Source organism: Polyangium spumosum, assembly GCF_009649845.1.
Classification (GTDB): Bacteria; Myxococcota_A; Polyangia; order Polyangiales; family Polyangiaceae; genus Polyangium; species Polyangium spumosum.
Genome location: NZ_WJIE01000007.1, coordinates 101705 through 123344, shown reverse-complemented (window position 1 = coordinate 123344; position 21640 = coordinate 101705). Strand labels below are relative to the sequence as shown.

The following is a 21640-nucleotide window of genomic DNA, read 5'->3' as shown; positions in this document are numbered from 1 at the left end:
GTGATCTTTGCTTCAGGTAGACATCGGAAGCTCCTCGTCCCGCTGGCCCTGTGCCTCGTCGCCTGCAGCGGGGAGGAGGATCGCGATCCGCCCGGCGCGGCGCAGGTTTCCATGTTCACCGGCCGGCTGGAGACCGCGGACGCGGTCGTGGGCCTGGCCGTGTCGGAGTGGGGCAACGTGTACGCCTACGTTTGCGGGGGCGAGACGACCTTCGCGACCCATTCGCGCTGGTTCGCCGGTTCGCTCGCGTCAGGCTCCGCGCCGCTCGAAAACGACGGCTTTCGGCTCGACGTGACGCGGCGGGGAGAGGAGACGGACATCACCCTCACCGCGCCGGACGGGGCCGTGCACACGACCCTGGCCGAGCGAGCGGGGGCCGGGAGTCGCTCGGCGGTGTACGAATCGCCGGCCGACGCCGAGTGCCCCTGGGGCGTGGTGGTGATCGACGACGGCGGGGTCGAGCCGGAGGTGCACGGCACCTGGTGTGGCCTGATCGAGGCAGCGGAGGTCTTCGCGCAAGTCACCCCGGTCCGTCCGATGGATTTCTCGAACGATATCCTGCCCGTGCTGGCGAACACTCCCGCCGGCGAGGTGCGCTTCGAGGTTCGCCGGGCAGGCGCAAGCCCCGCCGCACAGTGAGCCGTGGGTCCGCCGAGCTCCGCCGTGCGCGGCTCCGACATCCCGTCGCTGGAGCTGCTCACCCCGTTCGTCGGGCGAGGCGCCGACCTCGAGCGCATCGGCGTGTTGTTTCGCGAGAGGCGCCTGATCACGTTGTGGGGGCCGGCCGGCATCGGAAAGACCCGCCTGGCGGTCGAGTATGCGAGCCGGTTTGCGGGTGAGTCCCTGTTCGTGGATCTCTCCAGCGCGCGTTGCCTGGGGACGGTGTGCGAGACGGTCGCGAGCGCGCTCGACGTCGTCTTGCCCGGCGGGCGCGAGTCCGACCAGGCCCCGGTTCGACTCGGGCGCGTGCTGGCCGCGCGGGGGCCGATCCTCCTGGTGCTCGACAACTTCGAGCGGATCGCGCACCTCGCCGTCGAGACCGTCGGTCGCTGGTTGCGGGAGGCGCCCGAGGTTCGTTTTCTTCTGGGCTCGCGCGAGCGGCTGCGGCTCCGCGGTGAGGGGATCCTGGAGCTCGGCCCGCTCAGCCTGCCCGCGGACGCCGCGTTCGCCGCGTCCGAAGCGGTCCAGCTCTTTTTGCTCAAGGCGCGGGCCGAGGACGACGCGTTCGAGCTGACCGACGAGAACGCCCCCCGCATCGCGGAGCTGGTCCAGAAGCTCGAGGGGATCCCGCTGGCCATCGAGCTGGCCGCCGTGCGGCTGCCCCTGCTCGGCGTGGACGGGCTGATCTCCCGGCTGGGCAAGCGGCTCGACGTTCTTTGTGGCGGCTTTCGTGACGCCGAGCCACGCCAGGCCACCCTCCGCACGGCGCTGGAGTGGTCGTGGGACCTCCTGACGGAGGAGGACCAGCGCGCGCTGGTCGAGTGTTCGCTGTTCCCTGGGGCCTTTTCGTTTTCGTCGGCGGAGGCGGTGCTGAGCGCCAAGGACGTGCTCTCTCGGCTCGAATCCCTGCGGGGAAAGTCGCTGCTCCGGGTGCTCGGCACGGGGAAGCTGGGGCTCTTCGAGTGCGTGCGCGAGCTCCTCGACGAGCACTACGCGCAGATCGATCCCGAGCTCCACGCGGAGGCGCGCCACACGGCGCACTTCCTGACGCTGGCCCTCGGGAGGCACGAGCAGAGCCCGGACGAGCCGCTGGACGCCGAGCTGCGGGACAACGTGGTGGCGGCGCTGAAGCGCGAGCTCGGGCGGCTGGAGCGGTCGCCGAGCGGAGAGCACCGGCCTCGCGCGGGCCCCGCGCCCGAACGCGCCGTCCGGGCGCTGCTCGCGATCGAACCGGCGCTGGCGCGACGGGGGCCGGCGGACCTCTTGCTCGAGCTGCTGGAGCGAGCGTTACACCTCGCGCCGGACCTGCCGCCGGCGCTCGGCGCGCCGCTCTTCGCGGCGCGAGGCCGCGCCGCGCAGGTGCGAGGTCACGTGGACGAGGCGCGCTCGAGGTTCGATCAGGGAATCGAGCTGGCGGAGGCTTCGGGCCTGTTCGCCATCCAGGCGGCGATCGTCACCGACCTGGGCGTGCTCCACCACGAGCAGCGCGAGCTCTCGGAGGCGCGGGCGTGTTACGACCTCGCCATGTCGCGCCTGGCCGGCCAGGGGGACCGGCGCGCGGAGGGAAGGCTGCTGGCGAACCTCGGGGCCCTGCTGCACGACCTCCGCCAGTACGAGGCCGCCAGGGAGCGCTACCAGGACGCGCTGCGCGTGCTCGGCGATGCGGGCGTGGTGCGGCTCCAGGGCATCGTTCAGGTGAACCTGGGCGTGCTGGAGCAGGAGCAGGGCGACCTGGGCACGGCGCTCGTGCATTACGAGTTCGGGCTGCGCCTCCTCGAGCGGGCCGGGGATCGGCGCCTGGAGGCGATCGCCCTCGGCAACCTGGGCACGCTGCAGCACGAGCGCAGCCAGCTCGCGTCCGCGCGCGGGTATCATGAGCGCGCCCTCCTGGCGCTCCGCACCACCGGGGACGTCCGGTCCGAGACGCTGGCGCGAGGCAGGCTGGCGATGGTGCTCGCGGCGCTCGGGGACCTCACCACGTCCCGCGGGCTGCTCGCGGAGGCGGAGCTCGCGGTCACGAGTGGTGGAGACGCGCTGGCGGCGGCGTTCGTGGATCTGGCCTGGGGCGCGGCGGAGCTTTGCGCCGCCGAGGCGCTGGAGGCGAACGAGCCGCAGGAAGCGAGGGCGCTCCTGCAGCGCGTGCGGCAGCGGATGGAGCGAGCGCACCGCGCTTCGGCGCCGGGCGGCCCGTCGCCGGCCGAGCTGTCGGACGACGTGCGTATCGGCCTCCGGATCCTGAGCGCCGCGCTGGGTCGCCTGTCGGCCGAGGCCGCCGAGGAGCTGTCCGCCGACGCGCTGGTGATCGCGCCGAGCGCGGGTTGTTATCGACCCCCGGGGGGCGAATGGGAGGATCTGCGGCAGCATCCCGTCCTGCGCCGCATCCTGTTCGCGCTGGTCGAGCAGCGGCGCGCGCGGCCCGGCGTGGGGCTCTCGCTGGAGGAGATCCAGCGCGCGGCCTGGCCGGGAGAGCGCATTCGAACCGACGCCGCGGCGAACCGCATCTACGTGGCGGTCTCCAAGCTGCGGCGTCGCGGGTTGCGGGACTTCTTGCGCAGCCAGGACGACGGGTATGCCCTGGATCCCAACCTCGAGGTGCAGCGCTTCGACGGCGCGACGCCCGGCGCGAATCCGACCGAAGGCGCGTCGTGACCTCGACGGTCAGCGGGCGCGCGCGGCAGGGTGCATCCGCATCACGCGGCCTTGGAATGGGCTGAAGCCGACCGCCGTGGCCTGATCGGGGCGGAAAAACATGAGGTTGTCCGGGCCGGTGTCGTCGAGCGGGTCGGCGAGGCCGTCCGCTTCGACGGCGTGGTAGAGGCCGAGATAATGGCCGAGCTCGTGCGCGAGGAGGCGCGCCTGCGAGCGGGCGGGCAGATCGACGGGCCCCGCGGCTTGCGCGAAACAATCGAGGCCGGGCATGAATACGGCGTCGGCGGGGCCGGCGCCGCCCGGGATCCTCGGCGTGAATCCCTTGACTTCGACGGGCGGGCCGAAGATCGGGTCGTCGTAGAGCAAGCAGCCGCCGAAGACGACGTCGATGGTCGTCTCGGCCTTGGGCGGGGCGTTCGTGAGGAGCGCAGACAATGCCGTGGGGTCGCCCGCGTGAAAGCGGAGCTCCCCGGGGAGCGCGTCGAGCTCGTGAACGTCGACGAGCCGGGGAACGAGGCCTCCCGAGGCGAGCTCCTGCCCGAGGTGTGCCATCAACTCCTCCTGGCGGTCCTCGTCGCCGAACAGGATCGAGCTCTTCGTGATGTGGAAGCGCAGGTCGATCGTCGCGAGATCCGGGATCGTCTCGATACGCTGCGTCGCGACTCGCAGCGTGGGGCGGTCTTCCGGGGCCGTGAGCGGCGTCAGGGTCCGGCAGTCGACCCGAGCGAAGCGGAGCGAGAGGCCGGTCGCCGGCTCGAAATGCCCCGCCTCCGTCGGGAGAAGAAAAACACCAGATTCGACGGCGACCGACGAACGCAGCTCACAGTCGCGGCAAAACGCGCCTGCGCTGCGCCCGTCGACCACCACGCGCCCTTCGCCGTCGACGACCGAGCTCGGCTGGAAGCAAACGCCGGGGGCCGTGGTGGCGCGCACGGCGAGGGCAGCGATGGGCTCCTCGGCGGGGAGAACCACGCTGCCGGTCTCGCCGTCGCTCTCGAACTGCGTGGTGAAGGCCTCGACCCAGGCCGACGCGGCAGCGTCCGGAGCTGCAGGGACGTGCGAGGAACAGCCGGCGAGCAGCGCCGCCAGCACGACACCGGCGAACGCTGCTCGCGCGCTCATCGCAGCGCCGCCGCGGGCACGAAGGTGCCGATGAGCTGCATCAGCCGAGCGCTCGTCTCGCGGTGGAACTGCGAAACGAGGTGGCTGCGCGCCTCGGGGCGCGTACGAGACGCGGCGCCGAGCCACGTGATGATCGCGGCCCGCTCCGGGATCGACGTGCTGGCCGCGAGTTTGTCCGCCATCAGCGTGATCGCGTCGGCCGTGGGCGCGCCGCGCATGGCCCCCACGATCGTGGCGCGGACGGCGGGATCCGTCTCCTCGCGGAGACGGCCGAGGAGGCGCGGCCCGGCCTCGACGGGATCGAGGCGCCCCAGCGCTTCGGCCGCGTGTTGCCGCGTCGAAGCGCTCTCCGCGTCGAGCTGCGCCTCGAGCTCGTCGGCGAAGGCCGGGTCGCCGCTGTTGCCCATGGCGTCGAGGACGAGGCGCGCCTTGGTCTCGTCCCCGGCGGCGGAGAGCTCCCTGTCGAGCGAGGCGTGGACGTACGCCTTGAGCTCGTCATCGTCGCCGCTCCGCCGGGCCATGCTGCCGAGGCCGAGCAAGCTGACGTTCGCGACCATGTCGTCGTGGTCCTTCTGCGCCTTCGCGAGGAGCAGCTCGGCCGTGTCCCGCGTGGGCGCGCCGATGTCGGACAGGGCGGACGCGGCCCGGGCGCGGTCGACCGTGCGGAATCGCCGGTCCTCGAGCACGTCCGAGAGGGCGGCGCGCGCGGCCTCGGTGCCCGACAGCTCGAGCCCCAGGAACAACGCGGGCCGGGCCGCGTCGTTGATGTCGCCCGCCCGCAGCGCGGCGACCAACCGTTTGGCTCCCTCGGGGTGCGCCTTCAACCACGCCGCGAGCTCGCGCGCCGCCGCGTAGCTCGGATCCCCGGTCCCGCGGAAGTGGGCGAGGAACGACCGCAGCGCCTCCTCGTAGGTCACCTTCGCCATCTCGGCATCGACCTTTTGATCGTGCGCGACCTCGAGGGCGGAGGCGTCGCGGAAGTCGGCGTCGCCCGGCGACGTGGCGCGTATCGCGACGAAACGCGCGTCGTCCCGCACCAGGCGGAAGCGCTGGAGCAAGTCCGCCTGGACGTTGCCCTGCACGAGGACCTGGATGCGCTCGAATCCGGACGTCGACCTGAGCCATTGCGGGCGGTTCGGGTCGAAGTTCGCGGTGGCCTCCGAGGCGACCACCACGACCGACAGGCCGAGCGCCTCGGCGCGCGTTTTCCCGTCGTAGGCGGCCTTGCGCCGCTTGAAACGTAGCGCCGAGCCCGGCCCCTCGGACACGTTCTCGTAACGCGCCTCGAAGGGGCCCATCCCATCGGACTGGGACGCGCTCCAGCGTCCCGTCTCGAGCGTGGCAGGCAGCACGAACTCGTGGGTCGAGAGCATCGACGTCACGAGCTGACGACGGCGAGCGTCCCAGTCCCGCGCGAAGCCGAAGCCGACGAACCGACACGAGGCGTCGATGTCGACGAAAAACGGGTCGGTGAGCGGCCCCTCGGCGCGCTCCTCCGGCAGCGTCAACGTGTCGCTCCGGGAGACGTCGCTCAGCGCGGCGCGCAGCCGATGACGCGTGGCGGAGAGCTGCTCGACGACCTCCCAGCTCAACGTCGCTCGGAAGTGGTCCTCTTCCTCGCCGCGCACGTCGCGCGCCGTCGACTCGAGCGTGAACGCCGCCGTCTCGCCGAGGTTGAACTGGCAGAGCGGGGCGACCGAGGCCGCGCGCGCGGCCTCCGTCTCTTTGGCAGGCGCCTCGGGCTCCGCCGCTCGCCGGAGACCCAACGTGATCCCCAGGATCGAAGCGGCTGCGAGCAGCGCCGCGAGGACGCCTCTCTGCGTACCCTTCGCCATGACGCTCACTGGAGCTCCTCGAAGTTGGCCATCGACGCGCTCAGGAGCCGCGTCTCGATGGTGGGCGTGGAGAAGCTGAAGAGGTGGACCTTCAGGCGCTTGGCGAAGCGACGGAAGCCGACCTTGCCGACGATCGAGATGTCACCGGAGAGCGGCGTGAACGTCATGTCCCAGGTCGCGTTGCCGCGGACGAGCATCTTGTTCTGGTCGGTGATCCCGAAGCCGAGCGTCGTCTCGAGCGGGAAGCTCGTGGTGGCGAAGCGGAGATCCGCGGCCACGCCCGCCTTCACGATCTTCAGGTCGATGCCGCCCTCGAGGCTGCCGGTCAGGCCGAAATTCGGCGACGTGACGCGCGTGATCCGGCCGCATTGCGGGATGGTGTCGGGCGCATTCAGGAGCGCCTGGCAGCTCGTGTTGTCCGCCAAGACCTCGAGGGTGTCTTCGAGCTCGACGCCGATGGTGCCGCCGACGCCGATCTTGATGCCGACGGTCACGGGCCCGAAGCCGAAGCCGAGGTTGCCGATCGTGAAGGACTTCGAGGCGCTGAAGTCCTCGGTCTGGACGATGATCGACGCCTGCTCCGACACGCCGAAGATGCGCTTTCCGAAGGCGTCGACGCCCACCTCGTACGAGGTCTTCGTGGGGTCGACGGCGAGGTTCGCGTCGGCGAAGGCGCGCGCCAGCGTCAGGTCGAAGCTCTTGCCGATCTTGCCCTTCAGCGCGACCTCCCCTTCGGTCCGGCTGAACGCGCCGCTCAGGTCGAGGCGGTTCTGGGTCGACATCGAGCTCTCGATCGCGATGCGATCATTGCCGAGCTTGCGCTCGAACGCCTTGTTGAAGCTGCGCGAGGAGGCCGCCGACGCGGACGACGCCTCGCGGACGAGCACGACCTCGAGCTCGCGGCAATCGTCGAGGTTGCCGTCGCCCTCGTTGCCGCCCTGCGCGAACTCGCCGGTGAAGCAGCCGCGGACGATGAAGTCGTTCTGGTTCGCCCACACGCCTCCGGGCGCCACCGCTTCGAGGGCGGCGCCCTCGAGGAAGAGCTCGTGCACGGCGTCGTTGGGCGTGCCGGGCACGATCTTTTCGACGACGACCTCGGCGACCTTCTTCGTCGGATCGGCGGGATCCCGGATGGTGAGGGGCATTTGTGTATTGCTGTCGGCGGCCGATCGGATGGTGTACGAAACGGTGGCCTTGCCAGGCAGCGTGGTGAGGGCGGCCAGCGTCGCGTCGTCGAGGTCGAACTTGAGCTCCTCCTCGATGTCGGGGACGGCCTCGAGGAGCGCCGGCGGAATCAGCGCCGGGTCCAGGGGGGAGATGTACGGATCTCGCCCGTTGATGACGAAACGCGACTGGACGACCAGGGTCGGGTCGACGTCGGCGGGGCCTTCGGGGCCGATGTCCTCGGTCTGCACCATCGGCACGATGGCAACCGAGGAGCTCGAGCTGAGGGCGTAGCGGACGTCGATGAGCGAGCCTTCGGCGCCGGTGGGGGTCGGCTGGAGGTTGATGGCGTGCACGCAGCCGGGCTTGGGGTCCGCCGCGTCGAGCGAAGCGCGGCAACGCTGGTTCAGCTCGTCGCTGCGGCGCGCCTCCGTGAACACGACGCTCGGGGCGGTGAGCTTCGACCCGATCTCGGCCGCGAGCTCGGGGTCGCCGTTGAAATCGACCTGGAGGTTCACCTCGGCGTTTTTCGCGGCGAGCTCGGCGCATTGCGTGGTGGGCCAGATGAAGGCGTCGACGAACCGCTCGGTCCCGTCGCAGATCACCTCGACGTTGATGGCGCTGGAGCTGCACGCGATGGGATTGTTCGGGTCGCTGGGATTCGCCTCGACGAACGAGAAGGTGACGGCGACGTTCTCGGTGGTCGGATTCGCGGGGTCGTCGCTGTTCGCGGTGATGCCGAAGGTGATGGGGACCCGGTTGTTGACGTACACCGGCTTCGACAGGTCGTATTTGACATCGAGGTGCGTCAGCCGCACCCACCCGAGGGGGGAGGCGGGGGCGACGCACTGGCCATCTTGGTCGACGCTCCCCTCCTCACAAACGGCTGCATCTTGGCAGGCGGCGGCGAGCAGGGAGAAAACAAGGGCGTAAGAAGGGCGAAAGTTCATGGGACCTCGTGCTGTCCAGGGTTCGGAGGGAGGCGAGCGATACGCGCCCGCCGTCGACACGTGCAAAGCTAGGGTGGTTCGCCCTCGTCGTCGCCTTACTCGGCCTTACCTGTCGCGCCCCGACCTTACCCCCCCCGCGTGAGGTCATGACGCCGCGGGCCGACGGGCGTCCTCGTTGTGCCAGCGTGGGCCAGGCGCGCCGGTTCAAAAAGAACGAGGTTCACCGCGGGAATCGTGCGCTCGCGCCCGGGCATGTCGCTTGCTGGCTCTCGCGTCCTTGCTCCGGAGGGTCCTCATGAAACACCGGTCGTTGCGCTTGTTCGGCGTCCCTTTTTTGGCATTTGCTTCGCTCGGCGGGAGTCTCGCCGCGTGTTTCGCCGTGGATGGCAGCACGAGCGCGGGGGGGTTTGCCGAAGCGTCGGGCGGAAATGGGCCCGTGGGGTCGGTGGGGGCGGGCGCGGGCGAGGGCCACGGGGGCGGCTTCCACGGCGGCGGCGGCGGCGGTGATCTCCCGACCGAGCCCCCTCCGTCCGATCCGGCGGTGCCGGTGCCTTCGCAGGACGCGGGCACCGACGCCTCGACGGAGTTCACCTGCGAGGGGCTCGATGACTCGAAGCCCGTCGTCCTTTACCTCTCGGCCGACGATTCGAACTCGATGGGCTCTCCCGTCCACGTCCGCGAGCTCATCCACCTGGGCCTCGAGCCGATGGCGCACGAGATCCGCACGTATGAGTTCCTCAATTATTACAAGATTCGTTACCAGGCCCCGCCGGCGGGAGAGCTCGCGATTTTCCCCGAGCTCGCGAACACCGCGGTCGAAAACGAGCTCGATTTCCAGATCGCCGTGCGATCCTACGACGCCGTCGAGCCGCGGCGCCCGATGACGGTGACGTTCGTGCTCGACACCTCGGGCTCGATGGGCGGGCCCGGGATCGAGCGCGAGCGGGCCGCGGTGAAGGCCCTCGCCGCGAGCCTGTCGGAGGGCGACGTCGTCAATGCCGTCACCTGGAACACGAGCAACAACGTGGTGCTCAGCGGCCACGTGGTGACGGGGCCGAACGACCCGAAGATCGTGGCCCTGGCCGACGGGCTCCAGGCGAACGGCGGGACGGACCTGCACAGCGGCCTCGTCGCGGGATACGCGCTCGCCGAGCAACATTATGGTCCGGGCAGGCTCAACCGCATGGTGCTGATCAGCGACGGCGGGGCGAACGTGGGGCAGACGGACGCCGATTTCATCGGCGAGAAATCGAAGGACGCCGACAAGGAGGGCATTTACCTGGTCGGCGTGGGGACCGGGCCCGCCGGCTCGTACGAGGACAGGCTCATGGATATCGTGACCGACAAGGGGCGCGGCGCGTACATCTACCTCGACGACCCGGCCGAGGCGGCGCGTATGTTCGTCGACCGATTCGACGAGACGATGGAGGTCGCGGCGCGTGGCGTGCAGGTCGAGCTGACGATGCCGTGGTACTTCCAGATGCACAAATTCTACGGCGAGGAGTACTCGGAGAACCCCGAGGAGGTCGAGCCGCAGCACCTCGCGCCGAGCGACGCGATGATCTTCAATCAGGTGCTCAAGGCCTGCGACCCGGCGCAGATCGTCCAGGCCGATACGATCACCGTGCGGGCGCGCTGGAAGACGCCGCTCACGTACCTCGACCAGGAGACCGCGATCACGACGACGGTGGGGGAGCTGCTCTCGGCGCAAAAGCCCGGGCTGCCCAAGGCCAAGGCCATCGTGGCCTTCGCCGAGGCCCTGAAGTCGGGCGGGCATCAGGCCCTCGTGGACGCCCACGCCCTGGCGAAGGCGGCCAACACGCAGGGCGACGATCCCGAGCTGCTCGAGGTCCTCTCCATCCTCGAGAAGCACCCGCAGTATTGATTCCGTAGTGGGCGTTTCGGGCCCCCCGCGCCGCGCGGGGGCCCATTCACGCGCCCCGTCCATTTCCTGCGGGCCACCCCGTCCGATTGCTGCTTTTCCAGCCTCGGCGCCGTCAGAGCCGTGGCGCTGGCTATCCGTCCATGGTAGCTCCTGAACCCATTACGATTTGTACGGCCTTTCTGGCCGGGGGAGGGTGGCATGGACGGTGGTGGCGTCGACCGCGGACCTGCTGCAGAGGCGACCATTTTGCGCTCGCTGCTCGATAACCTGGACGTCGTGGTCTGGGCTGTCGACCCCAAGGGCAACTTCACGTTCCACGACGGGAAAGCGGCACAGGCCCAGGCGGATATCACGGGGAAATGCGCGTTCGATCTCTACCCCGAGGAGGCGAACGTGTGGCTGCGCCGCGCGCTCCAGGGCGAGAAGCACCGCAAGGTCACGGAGCCCTCGCCGGGCGTCTTCTGGGAGAGCTGGTATACGCCGGTCATCGGCGAAGGCGGCGAGGTGACGGGCGTGATCGGGATGTCGATCGACGTCTCCGAGGCGCAGCGGGCGCAGCGGGATCTCGCGCAGAAGGTGGATCTGATCGAGCGGCAAGAGGACGTGATCCGGAACCTGGAGACGCCGGTCCTCGAGGTATGGGAGGGGGTGATCGCGCTGCCGCTCGTGGGGATCCTCGATTCGAGCCGCGCGGCGCGGGTGATGAACGATCTGCTCGCCTCGGTCTCGCGCACGGGCGCCCGCTACGTGCTGCTCGACCTGACCGGGGTCGACGTGGTGGACACGGCGACGGCGAACTACCTCATCGGGATGGTCCGCGCGCTCGGCCTGCTCGGCGCGAGCGGGGTCGTCACGGGCATCCGGCCGAACGTGGCGCAGACGATCATCTCGATCGGGATGGATCTATCGTCGTTGAAGACGCTCGGGACCCTGCGACAGGGGCTCTCGTATTGCATCCGGCAAATGGCCGCCCAGAAGAAGGCCCCCGCGTTTTAGTCCCAGTCGCCCGCGCGCGCCGAGCCGTTCGTCGAGCCGGCCGGCCCGCGGGGAGAGCTCTCCCAGGAATGCCGAATCGATGGCATTTCGGGTTTTTGCTCTCGGCTTATTCCCGCGATCGAACGAAAAGAGGCCGGGCGCCCTCGGAGATTCGGGGTAGAGTGGGGGCGTCGAGGAGGCCCATGCGGGACGATTCCACAGGACGAGAGTTCGCCCGGGAGAGCATTGCGGCGCAGGCGCTCGGATGGGTGGATCCGGAGACGCGCGCGATTGTCGCGCCCATTCACCCGTCGACGACGTTCCTGCGAGATCCGGACAACCAGTACCGGTCGGGCAGGGTCTACGGCCGCTCGGACAACCCCACGTTCGATCAAGCCGAGGCCCTGGTGACGGCGCTCGAGGGCGGCGCGTCGAGCATGCTGTTCGCGTCGGGGATGGCCGCGGCGACGGCGGTGTTCCTGAGCCTCGAGGCCGGGGACCACGTCGTCGTGCCGGAGGCGATGTACTGCTCGCTCCAGAGCTGGATTCGCAGCGCGGGGGCGCGGTTCGGGTTGCGGGCGTCGATCGTCGACATGACGGATCCGCGAGAGGTCGCGAAGGCGATCGTGCCGGGCGAGACGCGGCTCGTCTGGGTGGAGACGCCGGCGAACCCGCTCTGGGGCGTGACGGACATCGCCGAGGTGTCGCGGCTCGCGCGCGCGGCGGGCGCGCTCGTCTGCGTGGACTCGACGTCGGCGACGCCGGTGCTCACGCGGCCGATCGACTGGGGCGCCGACCTCGTGCTGCATTCGGCGACGAAATATCTGAATGGTCACTCCGACGTCCTCGCCGGCACCTTGACGGCGGCGCGCGAGGGCGATTTCTGGGAGCGCATTCGCGCGACGCGGTCGCAGATCGGCAGCCTCGCGGGGCCCTTCGAGGCCTGGCTGCTCGTGCGGGGAATGCGGACCTTGTTCCTGCGGGTGCGGGCGGCCTCCGCGAGCGCGCTCGCCATCGCCGAGCGCCTCGAGCGGCACCCGCGCGTGCTCTCCGTGTTGTACCCGGGTTTGTCCTCGTTCCCCGGGCACGTGGTGGCGGCGCGGCAGATGGACGGGGCCTTCGGCGGGATGCTCTCGATCCGGATTCGCGGCGGCGAGGCGGCGGCGGTGCGGGTCGCGTCGCGGGTCTCGTTGTGGAAACGCGCGACGTCGCTCGGCGGGGTGGAGAGCCTCATCGAGCACCGCGCGAGCGTGGAGGGGGAGGGCTCGCGCGTGCCGAAGGATCTGCTGCGGCTCTCGGTGGGGATCGAGGCGACGCGGGACCTGATCGCGGACCTCGATCAGGCGCTCGCCGGGGACTGAGTTCTTGTCGAAAAACGCCTCCCGGTGCATCCTCGCGCGCCGATGGAGACGATCCCGGCATGGATCCTCGCCCGCTACCGTGACCTCGACGGCCGGCCTCACGCCGTGCATGGCGGGGGCCTCATCAACCGCACGTTCCTCGTCGAGGGCCGCGCGGGCAAGGTGATCGTGCAGCGGCTGCACCCGGTGTTCGCGGGTGTGGTGAACGAGGACATCGACGCCGTGACCACGCACCTCGCGCGGAAGGGCCTCGTGACGCCGCGGCCTTTGCGCACGGACGACGGCGCGCTCTGGGTCGACGACGAGGAGGGGCGGCCCTATCGCGCCCTCACGTACGTGGCGGGGAGGAGCCACGATCGCGTGCCGAGCGGGAGCGTCGCGCGCGAGGCGGGCCGCATGGTCGCGCGGTTTCACGCGGCCGTCGCCGATCTCGTGTACGACTACCGGCACGTGCGGGCGGGCGTGCACGACACGAAGAAGCACCTCGCCACGCTCGAAGCCGCGCTCGAGGCGCACGCGGGGCACCGGCTCTTCGGCGAGGTCGAGCCGCTCGCGCGGCGCCTGCTCGCCGAGGCCGCCCGACTGCCGGATCTCTCGGGCCTGCCGTCGCGCCACGTGCACGGAGACCTGAAAATATCGAATCTGCTGTTTCAGGGCGAACAGGCCGTGTGCCTCGTGGATCTGGACACACTCGGGCGGATGATATGGCCGTTCGAGATGGGGGACGCGCTTCGCTCCTGGTGCAATCCGGCGGGGGAGGACGTCGAGCGCGTGACGCTCGACGCGGACACGTTCGGCGCGGCGCTCGCGGGGTATGGCGAGATCACGCGTCCTTTGGGGCTCGTCTCGGTCGAGGAGGCGGGGGCCGTGGTGGATGGGCTCGCGACGATAACCTTGGAGCTCTCGGCGCGGTTCCTCGCGGACGCGCTGCGCGAAGCGTATTTTGGCTTCGACCCGCGGCGATTCCCGGCGCGTGGTGAACACAACCTCGTGCGCGGCAAAGGTCAACTCGCGCTCTTCGACAGCGTACAGGCACAGCGCACGGGCCTCGAGCGCGCCGCGCGCGTGGCGCTGGGCTGAGCCACGTGTCCGTCGTCCGGGCGGTAAAAAAAGCGTCCAGCGCTCATTCCGCTCTTGCCACGGGGGCGGATTCATGATCGTTTGCTCACGATATTTGACCATCCTCTGGCCCGACTCCCGGATGTCCCGCCTCTCGTGCGCATGAAGCGACGAGGGTTCGGAGCGGACGCAGCGAGGACCCGGGGTTTTGGTCTCGGCCAGCGAGGAGGCGCGGAGGGTATGATGATGAAGCGAGGGTTCTTCGGGGTGATGTGTGTCGGCGCGGTGCTCGGGTTCGCGAGCCTCGCCGGCGCCGCGCCCATCACGCAAAACACCGACCCCACCACGGTCGATTACGGGGCCTCTGCGGCCTGCGGCAGCGGCGCCGGTACGTCCGAAAACTCGTTCTATCGCGCGTTCGATCTGTTCGGCATCGGCATCCCCGCGAGCGGGATCCGCAGCGTGCAGTTCGGCATCGACGAGGCGCTCGGCGGCCCGCAGGACATCCAGGTCAAGTTCTACACGCTCGGCTCGACCTTCGAGGTGGCGAACCTCGTCCAGATCGGCGCCGTCACCGTGTCGGTCCCGGATCAGCAGGCGTCGCTGATCACGGTCCCCCTGAACCCGAGCATCTCCTTCGATACGCAGGATCAGATCGTCGTCGAGATCTTCGCGCCGGACGGCTCCGCGGACGGCAGGTTCTTCTACGTCGGCTCGAACGGCGCGGGGCAGTCGGCGCCGAGCTACATCCGCGCGCCGGAGTGCTCCATCAACGAGCCGACGGACACCGCGGCGATCGGCTTCCCGGACATGCACATCGTCATGACGCTCGACGTCGGCGCCTGCGGCGACGGCGTGGCCGAGGCCGAGGCCGGCGAGACGTGCGACGACGGCAACACGGACAGCGACGACGGCTGCGATTCGAACTGCACGATCACGGCCTGCGGCAACGGCGTCGTGACGAGCGGCGAGGCGTGCGACGACGGCAACGCGACGAGCGGCGACGGCTGTGACACGAACTGCACGCCGACGGCCTGCGGCAACAACGTCCAGACGGAAGGCGAGGCCTGCGACGACGGCAACGTGGCGAGCGGCGACGGCTGCGACGCGAACTGCACGGTCACGGCCTGCGGCAACGGCGTCGTGACGGACGGCGAGGCCTGCGACGACGGCAACACCGTGAGCGGCGACGGCTGCGACGCGAACTGCCAGCCGACGGGTTGCGGCAACGGCTTCGTGACCGAGGGCGAGGTCTGCGACGACGGCAACACGGCCGACAACGACGGCTGCGACTCGAACTGCACGGTCACGGCCTGCGGCAACGGCGTGATGGCCGGCGACGAGACCTGCGACGACGGCAACCTCGCGAACGGCGACGGCTGCGACGCGAACTGCACGCCGACGGGCTGCGGCAACAACATCGTGACCGGCGGCGAGCTCTGCGACGACGGCAACACGGTGGGCGGCGACGGCTGCGACGGCAACTGCCTCAACCCGAGCTGCGGCAACGGGTTCGTCGGCGAGGGCGAGGCCTGCGACGACGGCAACGACACGAACGGCGACGGCTGCGACGTGAACTGCACGGCGACGGCCTGCGGCAACGGCGTGCTGACGGCGGGCGAGTCCTGCGAGGACGGCAATACGGTCGACGGCGACGGCTGCGATTCGAATTGCACGCCGAGCGTCTGCGGCAACGGCATCCAGACCACGGGCGAGGACTGCGACGACGGCAACACCGACGACGGCGACGGCTGCGACTCGAACTGCAAGCTGCCGGGCTGCGGCAATGCGATCCTCAACGAGGGCGAGGCCTGCGACGACGGCAACACGAGCGACGGCGACGGCTGCGATTCGAACTGCACGGCGACGGCCTGCGGCAACGGCGTGCAGACGCTCGGCGAGGAGTGCGACGACGGCAACGCGGACGACGGCGACGGCTGCGACGCGAACTGCAAGTCGACGGCCTGCGGCAACGGCACCGTGACCGACGGCGAGGCGTGCGACGACGGCAACAAGGACGACGGCGACGGCTGCGACTCGAACTGCACCGCGACGGGGTGCGGCAACGGCGTGCTGACGACCGGCGAGGTGTGCGACGACGGCAACACGACCAACGGCGACGGCTGCTCGGCGGAGTGCCGGCCCGAGTCGACCGGTGAAGGCGGCGGCGGCGGCACGGGCGGCTCGACGCCCGGCTCGGACGTCGAGGGCGGCTGCAACTGCAGCGTGGCGGGCGAGAGCGACACGAAGACCTCGATGGGCCTCTTCGGCGCGCTGCTCGCGGCGATGCTCGTGCCGTTCCGGCGTCGTCGCCGGCGCTGAGCGACGCCCTCACCCCAACCCCTCTCCCTCACCCCAGCCCCTCTCCCGTCCGGGAGAGGGGTTTTTCACTCATCTAAAATTGCGACGATTGCGGAAGTCCGCGCGTCTCTGCGGAAAGGCATGGACGCGGCGTTCGGCGCCGCGGTATGCTCGTTTTCCACGCTCCTTGCCCACACGAAAGCGAGAATTACCATGAGAACGCTTCTTTCCGTGGTCGCGATTTCTTTTGCAATGGTCGGTTGCTCGAGCTCCGGCGACGTGCAGCTCGGGCCGGCGGGCGGCGGGCCGGGCGGCGCGGGGGGCGGAGGGAGCGGGGGCAGCGGCAACGGCAGCAGCAGCAGCAGCGGCAACGGCGGCGGCGGGGCCGGCGGGTCGGGGATGTCGTATACGGTGACGTTCGACCCCGTGAAGGTCGCGCCCGGGACGGAGCGGACGCAATGCGTGATCAAGCGGCTCGGCAATGACGAGATGATCCGGATCCACGAGATCCACAACGTGCTGCCGACGGGCTCGCACCACCTCATCGTGTACCGGACGAACGACACGATGGAGCAGCTCGAGCCCTACGATTGCCAGCCGTTCGCCGACACGCTCGACCCGTCGAAGGGCGCGCCGGTGATGATCACGCAGAAGCACGAGGAGACGCTGACGCTGCCGGACGGCGTCGGGTTCACGATGCAGCCGAACCAGATGGTGCGGCTCGAGATGCATTACCTGAACGCGTCGCTGAGCGAGCTCGACGTGTCGGCGACGTCGACGTTCCACGTGATGAAGGAGGAGGATTTCAAGGACGAGGCCGATTTCCTCTTCATCGGCAGCCCCGACATCAGTATCGCGCCGCACTCGACGGCGTCGCTCGGGCCCGTGTACATGGCGCTGCCCGCGGACCTCGCCGGGTCGAAGTTCTTCGGGGTCACGGGCCACACGCACCAGTGGGGCAAGAACGTGACCGTCGCGACGGCGTCGGGCGAGCTCGGGGGGGAGGTCAGCGTGTACAAGGTCGATAACTGGCTCTGGAGCGAGCCGCCGACCGTGTACCACGATCCGCCGTTCGAGGTGCCGCAAGGCGGCGGCTTCCGGTTCACGTGCGCCTGGGACAACCAGAGCAGCTCGCAGGTCGGGTTCGGGGAGTCGGCGAACCAGGAGATGTGCTTCTTCTGGGCGTATTATTACCCGAGCAAGGGATCCCGCGTCTGCGCGCACACCGAGCAATTCGGCGGCCTCGACATCTGCTGCCCGGGCAGCGAGCTCTGCGATTACCTGTTCAACTGAGCAGACGGGCCCCCTCGGTGTTTCGTCCCGAGGGGGCCGATCCGATCACCAGCCGCAGGTCTCGCCCTTGCTCTCTTCGCGGATGAATTTGCGAAGAGGCTCGAAGTATTCGAGGATCGCGCTCGCGTCGCCCTGGGTCTCGCCGGAGATCGCCTTCATGGCCTCCGGCCAGGGCTTGCTCGCGCCCATCGCCAGCATCGCCTTGAGCTTGTCGCCGGCGGCCTTGTTGCCGTAAATCGAGCAGGTGTGCAGCGGGCCCGTGTGGCCGGCGGCCTTGCAGAGCGCGCGGTGGAACTGGAACTGGTAGATGTGCGCCAGGAAGTACCGCGTGTAGGGCGTGCCGCCAGGGACGTGGAACTTCGCCCCGGGATCGAAGTCCTTCTCGCTGCGCGGAACCGGGGACGCGACGCCCTGGTATTTCTGCCGCAGATTCCACCACGCCTCGTTGTACTTCGCCGGCGGCGTCTTGCCCGCGAAGACGTCCCACCGCCATTGATCGATGAGCTTGCCGAACGGGAGGAAGGCGATCTTCGAGAGCGCCTGCTTCATCAGGAAGTTCGTCTCGGCCTTCGGGTTCTCGGGCGCGTCCTTGAGCAGGCCGATCGTCTTCAGGTAGCCCGGGGTCACGCTCAGGGCGACCGTGTCGCCGATGCCCTCGTGGAAGCCGTCGTTGGCGCCCGCCTGGAAGAGGACCGGGAGGGTGTGGTAGTAGACGTAATAGTAGTTGTGGCCGAGCTCGTGGTGGATCGTGATGAAATCCTCCTCCTTCGGCTCGATGCACATCTTGATGCGGATGTCGCCGCCGTAGGTGACGTCCCAGGCGCTCGCGTGGCAGACGACCTCGCGGTCGCGCGGGCGGACGAAGAGGGAGCGCTCCCAGAAGGTCTTCGGCAGGGGGTCGAGGCCGAGCGAGGTGAAGAACCTCTCGCCCATCTTGACCATTTCAATGGCGTCGACCTTCTTGCCTTCGAGCGCCTTCGTGACGTCGATCGAGGCCTCTTTCGGGTACGGCGTGACGAGGTCGTAGAGGTTCGACCAGTCCTGCGCCCACATGTTGCCGAGCAGGTGCGCGGGGATCGGGGCCTTGTCGCCGATCTTGTCCTTGCCGTAGACCTTGCGGAGCTTCGAGCGGACGAGGCAATGCAGCTCGTCGTAGAGGGGCTTGACCTGGTTCCACAGGCGCTCGGTGTCGGCCTCGAAGGCCTCGGGCGTCATGTCGTAGCCGGAGCGCCAGAGCGCGCCCATGTCGGAGAAGCCGATGGAGCGCGCGCCCTCGTTGCCGAGCTCGACGTAACGGCTGTACCGCTCGCGGATCGGCGGCGCGATCGAGTGCCAGCCGGTCCACGCCTCGAGCAGCTCGTCGTACTTGCGGCTCTTCCCCATGATGTTGGAGAGCTCGTCGAGGTTCTGGCATTTGCCGCCGAGGCGCGAGGGGCAATACTTGCCCTTGCCATAATCCGCCTCCATGGAGACGGCGATCTGCGCGAGCTCGGCCCGCTTCTTCGGGTCCGCGGGCGCCGGCAGGGTGCTCGAGAGCTTGATGAGCTTGAGCTGGCGCGCGACGGGCTCGGGGAGGGTCAGGCCGTCGAAGCGGGTCGCGCCGGTGATCGCGCCGCCGAGGTACTCCATGTTGGCCTCCTCGGCCGCCGCCGAGAGCGCCGTGGTGTCGTCCGTGATGTAGGTCTTGTTGACCCAGGCCGCGCGCGCCGACGCCGTCCAGAGCTTCTTGAGGTCGTCGTTGACGCGGATCGTGAAGCCGTGCGCCTCCTCGGCCGTGGGTGGCTTCTCGGCGGCGGCGCCCGGCCCTTGCGCCGCCGCGGCCGCGCCGCCCGTGGCCGCCGTGGCCGAGGACTGTGTGGGCGGGGGAGGCGCAGAGCTGCACGCGAGGGCCGCGGCCGTGAGGGCGAGCGGGGCGAGGACGGCGAGGGAGGAGAACGAGCGTTGTTTCATGAACCGGGCTCCGAGGGGTTTTGCCCGGTATAATCCGAACCCTAGGCGTCGGGGAAGAGCATTGCGAAGGCCCCGGGCGAAAGAAGGTTGTCGCAGACGAACGTGGCGCCGGCCCGGCCGAGCTCTCCCGGGACGAACCTGCCCGTGGCGACGGCGAGCGACTCGGCCCCGATGGCGAGGGCCGCCGCGACGTCCTTGGGTGTGTCGCCGATGACGACGACGCGACAATCATGGAGATCGCGGCGGAGTTGCTCCGCTCCGCGCCGCGCGCCGGCCGCGAGGATCGCGGCGCGGTCCTCGGCGTCGCAGCCGAAGCCGCCGAAGGAGAAACGATCGAAGAGGCGGGCGCGATCGAGCTTGATGCGCGCGCCGTCCCGGACATTGCCGGTGCCGAGGCCGAGGGCGATGTGGGAATGCGCCGCGGCGCGATCGAGGACGAGGTCGACGCCGGGGTGGGTGGTGTACCCGGTGGAGGCGGCGACCTCGGCGGCGAGGGCCTCGAGGTAGGCGCCGAGGACGCGGTCGATGGCCGGCTCGTCCACGCGCTCGCCGGAGGCGTCGAGGCCCGAGCGGACGATGGCGCGATCGGTCATGCCGTCGAAGGAGAAGTGAGCGCACGCGTCGGCCCGGCCGATGACGCGCTCGAAGGCGCGCTCCATGGAGCGGCGGCCCGCGCCGCCGGAGTCGATGAGGGTGCCGTCGATGTCGAAGAGGAGGACGGTGGGACGCACGGGGGGCAGTATGCCAGAACCTTCGCGGCGCGCTCTCCGTCGCGTCAGGCCGTTCGGCCGGGCGACGGGCTCACGCCTCGCGTACGGTCACTTGCCCTTGCCCTTGCCCTGTCCCTTGGGCTTGCCCTTGAAGGGCTTCGGCGGATCCACGGTGAGGGTATCGGAGAGTGTCCTCAGGTACGCCACGAGCGCGGCCTCTTGCTGCTCGGTGAGCTCGAGGTCGCCGATGAGGCCCAGGTTCTCGGCCGCGTTGTCGATATTGAACTCCGGCTCCGGCCAGCAACCCCTTTCCATCGCCTCCTCGGCCGTCGTGCAGGGCGGGCAGCTCACGTGGTCCCGGAGCAGGACCGAGGTGTTGTAGAAGTGGACCACCTGCTCGAGGGTCTTGAAGTACCCATTGTGCATGTAGGCCTTGGGGAAACCCTTGCCCTGGCGCTTGTCGACGTTGCGCAGGGTGGGGGTCTTGAAGTGGCCGGCGAAGGGGGTCGCGTCCGGGTCGAGCTCGTCGTAGACGGCGCTCGGATCGGCGTGCGAGAGGATGCCGGCGTCGCCGCCATCGGGGTCGTAGTTCGTGGCGTCGCAGTTCGGCGGCAGCCCGATGCTGTGATAGGCGAAATCGCTGTAGATCTGGTCGAGCTCGTCGCCCTTCGAGGCCAGCGCGGGCCCGAGGAAGGCCGACTCGCCGCTGCTGTGGCAGGCATTGCAGCGCGCGGCCTTGAGCTCGGGGTTCAGGCCCGAGTCGTTGCGCCCGTAAAACAGGTCGTGCCCCAGGTTCTCCTCTGGGGTCAGGCTGCTGAAGGGGAGCGCGAGGACCTCCCGGCCCTGCGCGTCGATGGTCCGGGCGGCCATGTCGCGCTTCGAGCTGAACGAGTTCACCTCGTCGGAGTGCTGCCAGGCCGCGAGCGCGAGCGCGACGCGCTTGAAGGCGATGTCCGGGATGCGGCAGTTGATCGGCTCGCCCCAGGCCATCGTGTAAAGAGGCGCATAATCGGACGACGCGACGTGCAAGCAGACGGCCTCGGCGCCGGGCAGGCCGTGATCCCTGCCGTCGGGTACGTTCTGCTCGTTGTCGTTCGGGAAGGGCCCGAGCGCCTGATCCGCGAGCGGGCCGAGGAAACCCTCGTAGGCGTCCTCGAAGAGGAGGCTGCTGAAGATCTCGGAGCCGACGTGCGCGACCGCGCCCTCCCCCGTGAAGTTCGGCGGGGCCTTGAAGGGCTTGTCGCGGCCCTCGGCGCGGCCGTCCCAGAAGGCGCCGCCGTAACAGAGGGGCAAGAAGCCGTTCGTGCACGCGACCTCGGGCGAGAGCACGGCGATGGTCATGGTCTTCGGCAGGGTGGCGAAGGGCGGGCTGAAGCTCGCGTAGGCGCTGCTCGGAGGCTTGCGCCGGCCGGCCGCCTTGGGGTCGGCGCCGGGGACCACGACGCCGTTTTTGTTGACGCCGGCCACGCCGGCCGTCCAGCCGTGCTTGGCGACGTGGCACGTCGCACAAGCCTGGCGAGGCGGAGACGAGATCTTGTCGAAAAAGACGTACTTTCCCAGGTCTTCGAGCGCGCCTTTGTCCTGGGCGAGGGCCGTCCCGCTCATGCTCGAGAGCAGCACCGCCGCGGACGCGAAGAACGTCGCGCTTTTCGTCACCACGTTAAGGGTAATCACGATGCTTTGTCTCCTTGTATTCGATTGTCCGGTCTCTCGTCGGTTCCTCAAG

At 69.5% G+C, this 21640-nt stretch carries 14 protein-coding genes; 8 read left to right on the top strand and 6 right to left on the bottom strand.

Annotated elements, in window-relative coordinates:
* Positions 1 to 639, top strand: a complete 639-nt coding sequence (locus tag GF068_RS24705) for a hypothetical protein (protein ID WP_153821924.1) — start codon at positions 1 to 3, stop codon at positions 637 to 639.
* 24 nt (positions 640 to 663) lie between these two features.
* Entirely contained in the window at positions 664 to 3309 is a 2646-nt protein-coding gene (locus GF068_RS24700; RefSeq protein WP_153821923.1) for a tetratricopeptide repeat protein, read from the top strand.
* A gap of 9 nt (positions 3310 to 3318) precedes the next feature.
* Here the strand turns inward: GF068_RS24700 and GF068_RS24695 are convergent, their stop codons facing one another.
* From GF068_RS24695 to GF068_RS24685, 3 genes are read right to left on the bottom strand one after another with little or no spacing between them, the layout of a single operon-like run.
* A complete protein-coding gene (locus tag GF068_RS24695) occupies positions 3319 to 4431 on the bottom strand; it encodes a zinc metalloprotease (RefSeq protein WP_153821922.1) in 1113 nt (370 codons plus the stop codon).
* On the bottom strand, positions 4428 to 6266 hold the full coding sequence (locus tag GF068_RS24690) for a HEAT repeat domain-containing protein (protein ID WP_153821921.1): 1839 nt from the start codon (positions 6264 to 6266) through the stop codon (positions 4428 to 4430). Before GF068_RS24690 ends, GF068_RS24695 begins: the two co-directional genes overlap by 4 nt.
* A gap of 5 nt (positions 6267 to 6271) precedes the next feature.
* A complete protein-coding gene (locus GF068_RS24685) occupies positions 6272 to 8248 on the bottom strand; it encodes a hypothetical protein (RefSeq protein WP_170319652.1) in 1977 nt (658 codons plus the stop codon).
* Between the two features lie 427 nt (positions 8249 to 8675).
* Between GF068_RS24685 and GF068_RS24680 the strand changes: the two genes are divergently transcribed.
* The 6 genes from GF068_RS24680 to GF068_RS24655 all read left to right on the top strand — a co-directional run bounded on the left by GF068_RS24680 (position 8676) and on the right by GF068_RS24655 (position 17254).
* Complete coding sequence (locus GF068_RS24680) at positions 8676 to 10265, top strand: vWA domain-containing protein (RefSeq protein WP_153821919.1); 1590 nt, start codon at positions 8676 to 8678, stop codon at positions 10263 to 10265.
* Positions 10266 to 10463: 198 nt separating this feature from the next.
* Complete coding sequence (locus GF068_RS24675) at positions 10464 to 11261, top strand: STAS domain-containing protein (RefSeq protein WP_153821918.1); 798 nt, start codon at positions 10464 to 10466, stop codon at positions 11259 to 11261.
* Positions 11262 to 11443: 182 nt separating this feature from the next.
* Positions 11444 to 12601 (top strand): trans-sulfuration enzyme family protein, encoded by a 1158-nt coding sequence (locus GF068_RS24670; protein WP_153821917.1) that lies wholly within the window; start codon positions 11444 to 11446, stop codon positions 12599 to 12601.
* A 42-nt stretch (positions 12602 to 12643) separates the two neighbouring features.
* Positions 12644 to 13681: a phosphotransferase enzyme family protein gene (locus tag GF068_RS24665; RefSeq protein WP_153821916.1), complete on the top strand. Its 1038-nt coding sequence runs from the start codon at positions 12644 to 12646 to the stop codon at positions 13679 to 13681.
* Positions 13682 to 13900: 219 nt separating this feature from the next.
* On the top strand, positions 13901 to 15982 hold the full coding sequence (locus tag GF068_RS24660) for a DUF4215 domain-containing protein (protein ID WP_170319651.1): 2082 nt from the start codon (positions 13901 to 13903) through the stop codon (positions 15980 to 15982).
* Positions 15983 to 16174: 192 nt separating this feature from the next.
* Complete coding sequence (locus tag GF068_RS24655; protein WP_153821914.1) at positions 16175 to 17254, top strand: monooxygenase; 1080 nt, start codon at positions 16175 to 16177, stop codon at positions 17252 to 17254.
* 45 nt (positions 17255 to 17299) lie between these two features.
* On the opposite strand, the gene GF068_RS24650 is transcribed toward GF068_RS24655, so the two are convergent.
* The 3 genes from GF068_RS24650 to GF068_RS24640 form a co-directional block, all read right to left on the bottom strand.
* Positions 17300 to 19204, bottom strand: a complete 1905-nt coding sequence (locus tag GF068_RS24650) for a M2 family metallopeptidase (RefSeq protein WP_153821913.1) — start codon at positions 19202 to 19204, stop codon at positions 17300 to 17302.
* A 41-nt stretch (positions 19205 to 19245) separates the two neighbouring features.
* Positions 19246 to 19935 carry an HAD family hydrolase gene (locus tag GF068_RS24645; protein ID WP_338046554.1) on the bottom strand — a complete coding sequence of 230 codons (690 nt, stop codon included), beginning with the start codon at positions 19933 to 19935 and terminating at the stop codon, positions 19246 to 19248.
* Positions 19936 to 20022: 87 nt separating this feature from the next.
* On the bottom strand, positions 20023 to 21570 hold the full coding sequence (locus tag GF068_RS24640) for a cytochrome c peroxidase (RefSeq protein ID WP_170319650.1): 1548 nt from the start codon (positions 21568 to 21570) through the stop codon (positions 20023 to 20025).
* Positions 21571 to 21640: the final 70 nt, after the last annotated feature.

Bases quoted from the DNA above. Each gene is read 5' to 3' on its own strand.
- GF068_RS24665 (WP_153821916.1), top strand. From the start codon at position 12,644: ATGGAGACGATCCCGGCATGGATCCTCGCCCGCTACCGTGACCTCGAC.
- GF068_RS24660 (WP_170319651.1), top strand. From the start codon at position 13,901: ATGATGATGAAGCGAGGGTTCTTCGGGGTGATGTGTGTCGGCGCGGTG.
- GF068_RS24680 (WP_153821919.1), top strand. From the start codon at position 8,676: ATGAAACACCGGTCGTTGCGCTTGTTCGGCGTCCCTTTTTTGGCATTT.
- GF068_RS24690 (WP_153821921.1), bottom strand. From the start codon at position 6,266: ATGGCGAAGGGTACGCAGAGAGGCGTCCTCGCGGCGCTGCTCGCAGCC.
- GF068_RS24655 (WP_153821914.1), top strand. From the start codon at position 16,175: ATGAGAACGCTTCTTTCCGTGGTCGCGATTTCTTTTGCAATGGTCGGT.
- GF068_RS24675 (WP_153821918.1), top strand. From the start codon at position 10,464: ATGGACGGTGGTGGCGTCGACCGCGGACCTGCTGCAGAGGCGACCATT.
- GF068_RS24670 (WP_153821917.1), top strand. From the start codon at position 11,444: ATGCGGGACGATTCCACAGGACGAGAGTTCGCCCGGGAGAGCATTGCG.
- GF068_RS24650 (WP_153821913.1), bottom strand. From the start codon at position 19,204: ATGAAACAACGCTCGTTCTCCTCCCTCGCCGTCCTCGCCCCGCTCGCC.
- GF068_RS24695 (WP_153821922.1), bottom strand. From the start codon at position 4,431: ATGAGCGCGCGAGCAGCGTTCGCCGGTGTCGTGCTGGCGGCGCTGCTC.